Consider the following 12,823-nt stretch of genomic DNA (forward strand, 5'->3'; position numbering starts at 1 on the left):
GGGCCAAATGGCCCCTGTTGTTTATCCGACTGCGGGTAATAATCCCGCCACAATACAGAATTGAATGACCACAATCGCCACTCCACAGCTCAACACCAGCCACAGCGCTATCGAGCCGCCGGGTACACGCCATGTCGCCTTCGGGTGCAGTCTACGGCTCTTCATCACCAGCAATGATGGCAGCATCAGCGCCAGTACGGCGAGCGCCACGCCGGCGTATCCCAGCGCCATCACGAAACCTTGCGGATAAAACAGGGCGAACGCCAGCGGCGGCAGAAAAGTGATGATGCCGCTCTGAATACGTCCTGCAGGCGTGTTTTTACGCTGGAACAAATCTGCCAGGTAATCAAACAAACCCAATGCGACGCCGAGGAAAGACGTGGCCAAAGCGAAGTCGGCAAACAGATGTACCGCCACTTCTACATGCGGCGAGGCGACAACATCGCGGATTGCTGCCAGCAGGCCGTTCAGGCCGGAATTCTTCGCCAGCACGGCGGTAAAAGCCGGAGAGTCGATGCTGCCAAGCGTGGCGAGTTGCCAGAAAATATAGGCGACCAGCGGAATAAAGCTACCGATGATAAAGACGCGGCGCAGCTTACGAATATCGCCATTCAGATAGCTAACGATGCTTGGAATACTGCCATGAAAACCAAACGAGGTGAAAATCACCGGTATAGCGGACAGCGCCAGGCCTTGCTGTAACGGCAGGGTCAGGAGATTTATCTGGTGAATATGCGGCAGCAGCAGCACCAGCATCACCGCAAGGAAGATAATTTTTGCGCTAAATAAAAAGCGGTTAAACAGATCGACCAGCGAGGTCCCGATGCACACCACCGCGCCGCCAATGCCGGTAAAGAGCAATACGCCAGCAGAAGGCGGCAGGCTCCAGTTTAGCCACTGATTCAGACTAGAGGCCAGTAGTTCCCCGGCGCCGCTGATGTAGGCCGCTGTTAGCGCATACATCAGAAATAGCATACAGAAACCGGTGACCCATTGGCCGTAGCGGCCGAGATAGCGCGCCGCCAGTGAGCCTAACCCCATATCCGCAGGGACATGTTGATAGACTTCCAGCAGCAGCAGGGCGGTATAGCACATCAGTGCCCACAGCGCGATCAGTAATATCAGGGTGACGCCAAAACCCACTCCCGCCGAAGCGAGCGGCATCGCCAACATACCGGCGCCAATTGTGGTGCCGGCAACGATTAAAATACTACCCAGAGTGCGGTTCTTCACGCTTTTCTCTATCTGTGAATGAATGGACAAATAATTATGCCGCGCAGAGTATGTGAAATGAGTGATTTCGTCAAATGAAGGTTACATTGTGTGTAATTAAAACTTTACACTTCTGGCGGGCAGAAAACACTGCGCTGGCGCAAAGCCGCCAGGCGCAGACTCATATATGCTGCACGTTTTTACAGGAGGAGCTATGTCATCTATTCACGGTCATGAAGTATTACAGATGATGATCGCATCGGGCGAATCGTACAGCGTTGCCAGTCTCGAAGCGGCAATTAAGACGCAATTTGGTATTGATGCGCGCTTTCACACCTGTTCGGCGCAGGGGCTGGATGCGGCGCAACTGGTGGCTTTTTTGCAGCGGAAAGGTAAATTCATTGCGGTGGAAGAGGGCTTCAATACCAGCGAAAGTAAAATCTGCCGTCATTGAACACGCGGCGGCCAGCAGCCGCCGCAGCGGGAATTAGTTTTGTGTATCGAGGGTTGCCAGTTCTTTATCGATAAAGTACAAGCCTTCACCGCTCTTACCGACAAGAGTCAGTTTATCAATAACAGATTTGAATAATTTCTCTTCTTCATGCTGCTCAGCAACATACCATTGCAGGAAATTAAAGGTCGGGTAATCCTGATTGGTCATCGCCGCATGCGCCAGTTCATTAATTTTTTGCGTAATTAACTGTTCATGTTCATAGGTCTGGCGGAAGAGTTCATCCAGTGAAGTATATTCGGCAAACGGCGAGCTAATGGCATTAATGCGCGGCAGGCTACCGGTATCGGTCAAATAGTCAAACAGGCGCTGCATGTGCGTCATTTCTTCCTGCGCGTGGCGGCGGAGAAACGCGGCGGCGCCTTCAAAGCTATGGTAGCTGCACCATGCGCTCATCTGCTGATAAAGCAAAGAAGAATAAAGCTCAAGATTCATTTGCTCATTAAGTTTTTCGATCATTTCTGCTTTCAGCATGGCGTCCACTCCGGAAATAAAGAATAAAACATAGTGTGGCGCCACTATAATTTGTTAGTTATTTATTTGCAAAAAGTAAATTAAAAAATTTAATTATTAAAAATGCAAATGGGAATAAAACGCATTGGCAATATATTAAAGGATGAGAATGCTTTTAATTTAATAATTATTCCGTCAGTGATAGCCCAACGACAACATACTCATCGTTAGGCGCAGAGGCAAAGGTGGCGGTACGTGGGCCTCGGATCTTAAAGTGTGAAGCGCTACGTAATTTATAAAACAGCTTTTCATAAAGTTTGAAAATGCATTTATGAAGTAGTAGAGTCCTGATAACGCTAATGAACTCGCGGGCCGCTCCCGCACAGCTTTCAGGAGAGTGAAGCATGAAAATCGCACTGATGATGGAAAACAGCCAGGCCAGCAAAAACGCCATCATTCTCAACGAGTTGAAAACCGTTGCTGATGAGAAAGGCTTTCCGGTTTACAACGTGGGAATGAGTGATGAACAGGACCATCATCTGACCTACATTCATCTGGGGATCATGGCCAGCATCCTGCTGAACGCTAAAGCGGTCGATTTCGTGGTGACCGGTTGCGGCACAGGTCAGGGCGCGTTGATGTCATTGAATATTCATCCAGGGGTGGTCTGTGGTTATTGTATTGACCCTGCGGATGCCTTCCTGTTTGCCCAAATCAACAACGGTAACGCGTTGTCGCTGCCTTTTGCTAAAGGCTTTGGCTGGGGGGCGGAGTTGAACGTGCGCTTTATCTTCGAGAAGGCCTTTACGGGCCGCAATGGCGAAGGTTATCCGCCTGAGCGCAAAGAACCGCAGGTACGCAACGCGGGCATCCTCAACACAGTGAAAGCGGCGGTGGTGAAAGAAAATTATCTTGATACCCTGCGGGCGATCGATCCGGAACTGGTAAAAACCGCCGTTTCCGGGCCGCGGTTCCAGCAATGCTTCTTCGAAAACTGCCAGGATAAAGAAATCGAAGCTTTTGTCCGCCAGATTATTGGTTGATAGGGCTTTTCAAACAGGCCTGCATCCATGTGCAGGTCTGTTTGCTATGGTTTTTCTTTGCTGGATACCGTGCTGCCAGCATCTCGCGTAAGGTGCAACGTATCAACCATCCCTACCAAACAAATCAGCGCAATAAAGACAAACGCCATACGGAAATCAATTCCCGGTAGAGTCGTCAGGTTAAACCACTCGCTCAACTGTTCACCGATGCGGATGCCGATGGCGCCGAGAGTGATACCTAGCCCAACCGCCAGCTGTGAAGCGGTGCTGAACAGCGTATTGGCATAACTCATCTGAGCGGAAGGAACGTCGGCAAAAGCGAGCGTACTGACGCCGGTAAATTGGATGGAACGGAACACCCCGCCAAGATAGAGGATCAACATTATCAGCCATACCGGCGTTTGCGGCGTTAACAGCGCGCAGGCAAGTAGCGAGGCGACATTCAGCGCACCGTTAATCAGCAATAAGCGGCGAAAACCCAACCAGCGGATGAGCGGCGTGGTTGCGGGCTTGATAGTGAGATTGCCGACGAAAACGGCCAGCACCAGTAGCCCGGAATGAAAAGCATCCATACCGAACCCTACCTGGAATAATAGCGGAAGCAGAAACGGGACGGCGCTTATCGAGGCGCGAAACAGTGAACCGCCGTACATGGTTACCCGGAAAGTCGGAACCTGCAGAGCGTCCAACCGTACCATTGGCCAGGCGGCGCGGCGGAAATGACGTAGCGCAAAAGCCATACATCCCATACCCGTCGCCAGGAGCGCCGGCGTTTGCCAACTTTGTGGCTGCTGGTCGCCGAGCCGTTCCATAGCTGCCACCAGACTTATCATTGCCAATGACGTCGCCACAAAACCGGGGAGGTCGAAGGGGCGGCGTTCTTCTTCACGGATGCTGGGAATGATGCGTAGCGAGAGCGCCATCGCCAGTAGCCCAAGCGGCACGTTTATAAAAAAGATCCAGTGCCAGCTGGCGTAACTGGTAATAAAGCCCCCGAGCGGCGGGCCGATTATCGGTGCGACCAATGCCGGCCAGGTCAGCGTGGCTATTGCCTTGATGAGCTGATCTTTGGGCGTGGCGCGCAACACCGCCAGTCGCCCGACGGGGACCATTAGCGCGCCGCCGATACCCTGTAGAATGCGCATTGTCACAAAGCTTTCGATGTTGCGCGATAAACCGCAGAAAACGGAGGCGAGGGTAAAAATGGCTAGTGCCAGCGTAAACACTTTTCGCGCGCCGAAGCGGTCGGCAATCCAGCCGCTGGCGGGGATCAGCACCGCGAGGGTGATCAGGTAGGCGCTGATGCCGATATTAAGCGCGACCGCCGCTACGCCAAAATCCTTCGCCATATCAGGCAGGGCGGTAGCGATGACCGTGCCATCGAGAAACTCCATAAAGAAAGCGCCAGCCACCAATAATGCCGGGGCGGAAAAAGCGCCTGCTTTCGGCGTAATTGTTGTTGTACCCATTGAGTCGTTGCCATAGCAAAGTGAATAAGTATCTTTGCGGTACGTTTTCTTTTCGCCGCTCCCGCACATGTTTTTTTATCTGGTGCGATTTAGGTTACTATTACGCTCCTGAAAATAGGAGTAAAAAATGTCTCAACCTTTCACTGAACAAGATGAGCTGGTATCTGATGTCGTTGCATGCCAGCTGGTCATCAAACAGATCCTCGATGTGATTGACGTTATCGCCCCGGTCGAAGTGCGCGAAAAAATGGCGGCCCAGTTAAAAGCGATTGATTTTGCGAGCAACCCTGCTTCGGCGGATCCGGTTACGCTGCGCGCAGTACAAAAAGCAATTGCATTGATTGAGCTGAAGTTTACCCCGCAGGGTGAAGCGCACTAGATTTATCACTGCGCAGTTGATTGCCCGGCCGTTCCAGTCAGGAACGGCCGGATTCAATTAGTGGTGTTGAGGCGAGATGAGATTGAGAAGTCGACGGTCCGTTTGCTCCATACCGAGCCCGGCTTTATCTGCAGTCCGTATTTCATCAAGGACGGTTTGCAATAAAAGTCCATCTTGCTGCTGTTCTTTCTCCAGCAGCGTCAAAAAACGCCACGTTGTGTCATCGTGCTGCGCTTTTGCTTCCTGCGCCAGACCGGACAGCATGTTGCTACGTTGCTGATACTCTTCAAGGGTTTTGGCAAACACTTCTTCAAGCGTTGAGCATTGTGGGGGATAGCTTTCATCGGCTTTCACTATTGGCCAGGCCCCGGCCTTTTTCATATAGTCAAAAACCTGCATCATTAACGTCACGCTGGATTGCGCACGGGTACGTAAGAAGGTTGCGGTACCGTTCAGGCGCTGCTGCGCGCACCATTCGCCTAAATGTAGATAAACATTTGAGGCGTGAAACTCAAGATTAATCTGGGTATTTAATTTCTGAACCATTCCTGGAACTGCCATAACAATATCCTTATTTATCCGCAAGGGAAGTATGACGCGCTACCATCGCCTTGCACAGGCGAATACAGCAGGCGCAATGCAATGGGCAGGAAATAAATACGGTGCTTTCCATTTGCACTTAACCATTTATTTGTTTCTGCCGACACATTAAGAATACCCTTGTATATTGAATAAGGAAACTCTCAACGCGAGTAATTTACGATTTGTTACAACATCAGCTTAGCGATTGTTTAAATTGGTTTTTTGTAATTATTGTATTGTAACCATCTGAATTTAAATGCTTATGTTTAATTATTCGTAGAGCTAGTTAATTTGTATTAATAAAGTTGATTTAACGATAATTTCATATATCGATCATAGCTTATTCATTATTCGAAAATAGCGAGATGAGAATGAATTTGTGATAGATCATTTTTGTAAGGGGTAGAAGAATAACGTCTATGCTGGCTGAGAATAGAAGGCCAGAGTCGCCTGGGATAGCGTCGACGCAGCCACAAGGATAAGTCTGCTGATGATATGGATTATTATGTCACGCATGACGCTAATTGTCTGACAATTAGCGTTTTTTTTATGTCATTTTTTGCTGAATTTATGTACGCAATTACTGTAATTCTGCGGTGTGATGACGCTCTCGTATGGATAAATAATTTCCAGTTAAAACTATTTTAACAACGGCAATGTTGATTGCGTTTTTTCTAATGCCTTGTTTTAAGACCGATAAAAAATTTAAGTCCGATTTTTCCCTACAGAAAAGCGAAATAAAGCTGGAGTTTACCATGCACAAATTTACTAAAGCGCTGGCGGCCATTGGCCTCGCGGCGGTTATGTCACAATCAGCTATGGCTGAAAACCTCAAGCTCGGTTTTCTGGTGAAGCAACCAGAGGAACCCTGGTTCCAGACCGAGTGGAAATTTGCTGATAAAGCCGGCAAGGACCTGGGCTTTGATGTCATTAAAATCGCGGTACCGGATGGCGAAAAAACGCTTAATGCGATCGACAGCCTCGCCGCCAGCGGCGCGAAGGGATTTGTCATCTGCACGCCGGACCCAAAACTGGGGTCGGCGATTGTTGCCAAGGCGCGCGGCTATGACATGAAAGTTATCACCGTCGACGATCAGTTTGTTAATGCCAAAGGTAAGCCGATGGAGAGCGTGCCGCTGGTCATGATGGCCGCCAGCGAAATCGGCGCTCGTCAGGGGCAGGAATTGTATAAAGAGATGCAAAAACGCGGCTGGGACGTGAAAGATACCGGCGTGATGGCGATTACCGCCGATGAACTGGATACCGCCCGCCGCCGTACTACCGGTTCGATCGACGCGCTGAAAGCGGCGGGTTTCCCGGAAAAACAGATCTATCGCGTGCCAACCAAATCTAATGATATCCCAGGGGCTTTCGATGCTGGCAACTCCATGTTGGTTCAGCACCCTCAGGTCAAACACTGGTTAATTGTTGGCATGAACGATAACACCGTGTTGGGTGGCGTACGTGCGACTGAAGGCCAGGGCTTTAAAGCGCCGGATGTTATCGGTATCGGCATTAACGGCGTTGACGCGGTGAACGAACTTTCGAAAGCCCAGCCGACGGGGTTCTATGGCTCTTTGCTGCCAAGCCCGGACATTCATGGCTATAAAACCAGTGAGATGCTCTACAACTGGGTGACCAAAGGGACCGAGCCGCCGAAATTTACCGCCGTGACCGACGTGGTGCTGATTACCCGCGATAACTTTAAGCAAGAATTGGCGAAGAAAGGGCTGTAAGGCCGGGTTCATTCCGCCTCCCGCCCTGGCGGGAGGTTATGCGTAGTAGAGCGGAGTCGTTATGCAACAATCTACCCCTTATCTCTCATTTCGCGGCATCACCATGACGTTCCCGGGCGTTAAAGCGCTGTCTGATATCAGCTTTGACTGCTATCGCGGGCAGATCCACGCGCTGATGGGTGAAAACGGCGCCGGGAAGTCCACCCTCTTAAAAATTCTCAGCGGTAACTACATTCCGACTGCCGGGTATCTGCAAATTGATGGTCAGCAGATGGCATTTAGTAATACCACCGCGGCGCTAAATGCCGGTGTGGCGATTATTTATCAGGAACTGCATCTTATCCCGGAAATGACCGTTGCCGAAAATATCTATCTTGGTCAGTTGCCGCATAAAGGCGGCATTGTGAACCGGTCTTTATTGAATTATGAAGCGCGGCTGCAGTTAGAACATCTGGGGTTGGATATCGACCCGGAAACGCCGCTGAAGTATTTGTCGATCGGCCAGTGGCAGATGGTGGAAATTGCCAAGGCGCTGGCGCGTAACGCGAAGATCATCGCGTTTGATGAGCCTACCAGTTCACTCTCCGCACGGGAAATCGACAACCTTTTTCGCGTCATTCGCGAGCTACGTGAAGAAGGGCGAGTGATTATTTATGTCTCACACCGTATGGAGGAAATTTTCGCTCTCAGCGATGCCATTACCGTGTTTAAAGATGGCCGCTATGTGCGTACCTTCGATGACATGCGGCTGGTGGACCACGACGCGCTCGTGCAAGCGATGGTGGGTCGTAATCTTGGCGATATCTACGGCTGGAAAGCGCGTGAATATGGCAGTGAGCGGCTGCGGCTCGAAGAGGTTAAAGCGCCGGGCGTCAGAATGCCAATCAGTTTATCGGTACGCAGCGGTGAAATTGTCGGCCTGTTTGGTCTGGTCGGCGCCGGGCGCAGCGAATTAATGAAGGGGCTGTTTGGCGGCAGCAGAATTACCGGCGGTCAGGTCTATATCGATGGTCAGGCGATAAATATTCGCAAACCCGCGCAGGCGATTCAGGCGGGAATGATGCTGTGTCCGGAGGATCGCAAAGCCGAGGGCATCATTCCGGTACATTCGGTGCGCGACAACATCAATATCAGCGCCCGGCGTAAGCATATTCATGCCGGCTGCCTGATTAACAATGCCTGGGAAGCGAGTAATGCCGAACAACATATCAAATCGCTCAATATTAAAACCCCAGGAGCTGGGCAGTTAATTATGAATCTTTCCGGTGGTAATCAGCAGAAGGCTATTCTTGGTCGCTGGTTGTCGGAAGAGATGAAGGTCATCCTGCTTGATGAACCGACCCGCGGCATTGATGTTGGCGCAAAGCATGAAATCTACAACGTTATCTATGCGCTGGCGGCTTCTGGCGTGGCGGTCGTTTTTGCCTCCAGCGACCTGCCAGAAGTGCTCGGCGTCGCCGACCGCATCGTCGTCATGCGCGAAGGTGAAGTGGCCGGTGAATTGCTGCATGAAGACGCGAATGAACAGCAGGCGCTGAGCCTTGCAATGCCTAAAGTCAGCCAGGCCGTAGCCTGAGTAAGGAGTGAATGATGTCATCTGTAACTACACCCAGCGCTGCCCGATCCTCTTTCAGTTTCGGCCGAGTCTGGGATCAGTTTGGAATGCTGGTGGTCTTCGCCGTGTTATTCATCGGCTGCGTGATCTTTGTTCCCAATTTTGCTTCTTTCGTCAACATGAAAGGATTAGGGCTGGCGATTTCCATGTCGGGAATGGTCGCCTGCGGAATGCTGTTCTGCCTGGCTTCAGGCGATTTTGATTTGTCAGTTGCTTCTGTGATTGCCTGCGCCGGTGTGACAACAGCGGTGGTGATTAATCTCACCGAAAGCCTGTGGATTGGTATTGCCGCAGGATTACTATTAGGGGCGGTCAGCGGGCTGGTGAATGGTTTTGTTATTGCGCGTTTGAAGATCAACGCGCTAATCACGACCCTGGCCACCATGCAAATTGTCCGCGGGCTAGCCTATATTATTTCCGATGGTAAAGCGGTTGGCATTGAGGATGAACGTTTCTTCACCCTGGGCTATGCCAACTGGTTAGGTTTGCCGGCGCCTATCTGGCTGACGGTTGCCTGCCTGATTGTCTTTGGACTGCTGCTGAATAAAACCACCTTTGGCCGCAATACTCTGGCAATAGGAGGCAATGAGGAGGCTGCGCGTCTGGCAGGGGTACCGGTGGTTCGTACCAAGATTATCATCTTCGTTCTTTCAGGTTTGGTATCGGCGGCGGCGGGGATCATTTTGGCTTCGCGCATGACCAGTGGTCAGCCTATGACCTCAATTGGTTATGAACTGATTGTGATCTCGGCATGCGTACTGGGTGGCGTATCGCTAAAAGGCGGGATCGGTAAGATCTCTTATGTGGTGGCCGGGATCCTGATTCTGGGTACCGTAGAGAATGCGATGAACCTGCTGAACATCTCGCCATTCTCGCAATATGTGGTCCGCGGGGTGATATTGTTGGCGGCGGTTATCTTCGACCGTTACAAGCAAAAAGCGAAACGTTCGCATTAATTGAGCGCAACTTTTAAGTCTACTCATAATGTCCCGCCAGCGCCCGCTGCGCTGGCGGTGACTATCAAAAATGGCGAGGCTGGTCACACTGTCTATACTTACATGGCTAACAATTAGTTAACAACCAGCGTAATGCTGGCCATGATAAGGAGGAATACAGGGTGGCTGACCAGATATCTGTACCGCCTGAGCTAACCGGAAACCACGCATTTTTTCTGGATCTTGACGGCACGCTTGCCGATATCAAACCTCATCCCGATCAGGTTGTTATCCCCGAAGACGTCCTTCAGATGTTGCGATTACTGGCACAGCAGCAACATGACGCTGTGGCATTGATTTCAGGGCGCTCACTCGCAGAGCTCGACGCACTTACCCGTCACTGGCGATTGCCGCTTGCCGGCGTCCACGGGGCTGAACGCCGCGATATCAATGGAAAAAGACATGATGTATCACTACCGCCGGCGCTGAGCCGTGAGGTCGGCGAAGCATTAACTTCGGCGCTACTGGCGCTGCCTGGCAGTGAACTGGAAGATAAAGGCATCGCTTTTGCGCTGCACTATCGCCAGGCGCCACAACACCAGAGCGCCATCCTGGCATTGGCGCAGGATATCGTGCAGCGTTATCCGATTCTGGCCATTCAGCAAGGGAAGTGTGTCGTTGAGATCAAACCGCGCGGGATTAACAAAGGTGAAGCGATTGCCGCGTTTATGCGGGAAGCGCCTTTTGCGGGACGAAAGCCGGTATTTATCGGCGATGACCTGACTGATGAGGCGGGTTTTACTATGGTTAATCAATTAGGCGGAGTATCGATAAAAGTTGGACAAGGCGACACACAGGCGCGCTGGCGGCTGGCAAATGTTGCCGCCGTACATCAGTGGTTACGTCACGTCGTCGACAATACGCAATGCCTGGATGTATTCACTAACGGGAGGGATGACCATGGGTCGTTTAGTCGTAGTATCTAACCGTATTGCAACGCCGAATGATAAAAAGGCCAGCGCTGGCGGCCTGGCGGTGGGTATTTTAGGTGCGCTGAAGGCGAGCGGCGGCACGTGGTTTGGCTGGAGTGGGGAGATCGGCGATGATAGCCAGCCGTTGAAGAAGGTGAGTAAAGGGGATATTTCCTGGGCCTCATTCAACCTTAGCGAAGAAGATCACGAGCTCTACTACAATCAGTTTTCCAATGCGGTGCTATGGCCCGCGTTTCACTATCGTCTCGACTTAGTCAATTTTCAGCGTCCGGCGTGGGAGGGGTATCTGCGCGTTAACGCCGCCGTGGCGCAAAAACTGCTGCCGCTGCTAGCCGACGACGATATGATTTGGGTTCATGATTATCACCTATTGCCATTTGCCAGTGAATTACGCAAAAACGGCGTCAAAAACCGCATCGGTTTCTTCCTGCATATTCCGTTTCCGACGCCTGAAATATTCAACGCTTTACCTCCACATGCGGAGCTTCTTGAACAGCTTTGTGATTATGATTTACTCGGCTTTCAGACCGAAAACGACCGGCAGGCATTTGTTGATTGCGTCGCCCAACAAACGACCTTGTGCGAAGTGGGTCACCAGCAATACCGCGCCTGGGGTAAGACGTTCCGTACTGCCGTCTATCCGATAAGCATCGAACCTCAGGAAGTCGCGCGCAGCGCCAGCGGGCCGCTGCCGCCGAAGTTGGCTCAATTGAAAGCTGAACTAAAAGGAGTTAAGAATATTTTTTCCGTTGAGCGCCTGGATTACTCCAAGGGGCTGCCGGAGCGTTTTCAGGCTTACGAGGCGCTGCTGGAAAACTACCCGCAGCATCGTGGAAAAATTCGCTATACCCAGATAGCGCCCACTTCGCGGGGCGATGTTCAGGCTTATCAGGATATCCGCCATCAACTGGAAACGGCCGCCGGGCGAATCAACGGCCACTATGGTCAACTGGGGTGGACGCCGCTGTATTATTTGAATCAGCACTTCGATCGCAAACTACTCATGAAGGTATTTCGTTATTCGGATGTGGGGCTGGTCACGCCGCTACGCGATGGCATGAACCTCGTGGCCAAGGAGTTTGTCGCCGCGCAGGACCCTGAAAACCCTGGGGTGTTGGTGCTATCGCAGTTCGCTGGCGCGGCGAATGAACTGACTTCCGCGCTCATCGTCAACCCTTACGATCGCGATGAAGTGGCGGCGGCGCTGGACCGCGCTCTGACTATGCCGCTTGCGGAGCGAATTATTCGCCATGGCAAAATGCTCAAGGCGATCGAGAATAATGATATTGATAACTGGCAGGCGCAGTTCGTTGCCGATCTAAAGCGTGTAAAGTCGCATGAAGATAGCTGCCAGCAGCCAACCGTAGTTACTCCCTCCGCGTAGTCAAAATGGCTGATGCTTCGGCATCAGCTTATTCCAGGGAAACCAACAGCACATCGACTCCGCTGCTGCCGACGATATTCTTCGCTGAACAGGTTGCGCGGGAAAACAGGCTCTGGTTATGGTTGCCGCAGATTACCAGGTCGACGTGATGCTGACGGCAAAAATCCTTCACGTGATGACAAAGTTCGCCGCTGGCGATGGTCATTTTACTGATGGGATAGTCCGCCTGGGCGGCGAGTTCATTAAGAAAGCTACGTGTCTCCTCCTGCATAATCTCACGTAAATTCTCCATCATCGGCGCGGCGAACTGATTATACATTTCCGGATCTGTCGCCAGCGTGATCAGGCTGACCTGCGCATTAAGCGGACGTGCGATAGACACCGCTTTATTGACCAACATGCGGCTTTCCGGCGTTGGGGCGACGGCGACTAACAGATGAGAGTAGGGCATCTAGCCTCCTTGAGATACGCAACGGGATCTTTCTACTTTCTTTACTCCTAATTCCATCTTT

Annotated in this window: 13 protein-coding genes; 8 read left to right on the forward strand and 5 right to left on the reverse strand. The window is 51.5% G+C overall.

From position 1 onward, the window contains the following. Positions 1–21: 21 nt before the first annotated feature. Complete coding sequence (gene tyrP, locus PGR23_RS02570) at positions 22–1,233, reverse strand: tyrosine transporter TyrP (protein ID WP_045390269.1); 1,212 nt, start codon at positions 1,231–1,233, stop codon at positions 22–24. Between the two features lie 193 nt (positions 1,234–1,426). Between tyrP and PGR23_RS02575 the strand changes: the two genes are divergently transcribed. Then, complete coding sequence (locus PGR23_RS02575; protein WP_047045536.1) at positions 1,427–1,666, forward strand: YecH family metal-binding protein; 240 nt, start codon at positions 1,427–1,429, stop codon at positions 1,664–1,666. Between the two features lie 33 nt (positions 1,667–1,699). On the opposite strand, the gene ftnA is transcribed toward PGR23_RS02575, so the two are convergent. Then, a complete protein-coding gene (gene ftnA, locus PGR23_RS02580) occupies positions 1,700–2,197 on the reverse strand; it encodes a non-heme ferritin (RefSeq protein ID WP_047045539.1) in 498 nt (165 codons plus the stop codon). Between the two features lie 383 nt (positions 2,198–2,580). On the opposite strand from ftnA, the gene PGR23_RS02585 reads away from it, so the two are divergent. Further along, complete coding sequence (locus PGR23_RS02585) at positions 2,581–3,219, forward strand: RpiB/LacA/LacB family sugar-phosphate isomerase (protein WP_047045541.1); 639 nt, start codon at positions 2,581–2,583, stop codon at positions 3,217–3,219. A gap of 44 nt (positions 3,220–3,263) precedes the next feature. On the opposite strand, the gene PGR23_RS02590 is transcribed toward PGR23_RS02585, so the two are convergent. Beyond that, positions 3,264–4,688, reverse strand: a complete 1,425-nt coding sequence (locus tag PGR23_RS02590; RefSeq protein WP_047045543.1) for an MFS transporter — start codon at positions 4,686–4,688, stop codon at positions 3,264–3,266. A gap of 127 nt (positions 4,689–4,815) precedes the next feature. Between PGR23_RS02590 and PGR23_RS02595 the strand changes: the two genes are divergently transcribed. Further along, positions 4,816–5,067: a DUF2766 family protein gene (locus PGR23_RS02595; RefSeq protein WP_045390283.1), complete on the forward strand. Its 252-nt coding sequence runs from the start codon at positions 4,816–4,818 to the stop codon at positions 5,065–5,067. 57 nt (positions 5,068–5,124) lie between these two features. On the opposite strand, the gene PGR23_RS02600 is transcribed toward PGR23_RS02595, so the two are convergent. Beyond that, positions 5,125–5,628, reverse strand: coding sequence for a non-heme ferritin-like protein (locus PGR23_RS02600; RefSeq protein WP_047045546.1), 504 nt, complete (start codon positions 5,626–5,628; stop codon positions 5,125–5,127). Positions 5,629–6,404: 776 nt separating this feature from the next. Between PGR23_RS02600 and PGR23_RS02605 the strand changes: the two genes are divergently transcribed. The 5 genes from PGR23_RS02605 to otsA all read left to right on the forward strand — a co-directional run bounded on the left by PGR23_RS02605 (position 6,405) and on the right by otsA (position 12,311). Beyond that, positions 6,405–7,385 (forward strand): arabinose ABC transporter substrate-binding protein, encoded by a 981-nt coding sequence (locus PGR23_RS02605; protein ID WP_045390492.1) that lies wholly within the window; start codon positions 6,405–6,407, stop codon positions 7,383–7,385. A 61-nt stretch (positions 7,386–7,446) separates the two neighbouring features. Then, positions 7,447–8,961, forward strand: a complete 1,515-nt coding sequence (gene araG, locus PGR23_RS02610; RefSeq protein WP_063416466.1) for an L-arabinose ABC transporter ATP-binding protein AraG — start codon at positions 7,447–7,449, stop codon at positions 8,959–8,961. Between the two features lie 14 nt (positions 8,962–8,975). Continuing rightward, positions 8,976–9,956: an L-arabinose ABC transporter permease AraH gene (gene araH / locus PGR23_RS02615; protein ID WP_396279560.1), complete on the forward strand. Its 981-nt coding sequence runs from the start codon at positions 8,976–8,978 to the stop codon at positions 9,954–9,956. A 161-nt stretch (positions 9,957–10,117) separates the two neighbouring features. Further along, the gene (gene otsB / locus PGR23_RS02620; RefSeq protein WP_063416464.1) at positions 10,118–10,921 is read left to right on the forward strand and encodes a trehalose-phosphatase; all 804 of its coding nucleotides are present in this window, start codon (positions 10,118–10,120) and stop codon (positions 10,919–10,921) included. Then, positions 10,896–12,311: an alpha,alpha-trehalose-phosphate synthase gene (otsA, locus tag PGR23_RS02625; RefSeq protein ID WP_045390293.1), complete on the forward strand. Its 1,416-nt coding sequence runs from the start codon at positions 10,896–10,898 to the stop codon at positions 12,309–12,311. Before otsB ends, otsA begins: the two co-directional genes overlap by 26 nt. 28 nt (positions 12,312–12,339) lie before the next feature. On the opposite strand, the gene uspC is transcribed toward otsA, so the two are convergent. Then, positions 12,340–12,762, reverse strand: a complete 423-nt coding sequence (gene uspC / locus PGR23_RS02630; RefSeq protein ID WP_045376202.1) for a universal stress protein UspC — start codon at positions 12,760–12,762, stop codon at positions 12,340–12,342. Positions 12,763–12,823 lie beyond the last annotated feature (61 nt).

It is taken from the genome of Klebsiella sp. 141162, assembly GCF_050600755.1.
In the GTDB taxonomy this organism is placed as follows: Bacteria; Pseudomonadota; Gammaproteobacteria; order Enterobacterales; family Enterobacteriaceae; genus Klebsiella; species Klebsiella aerogenes.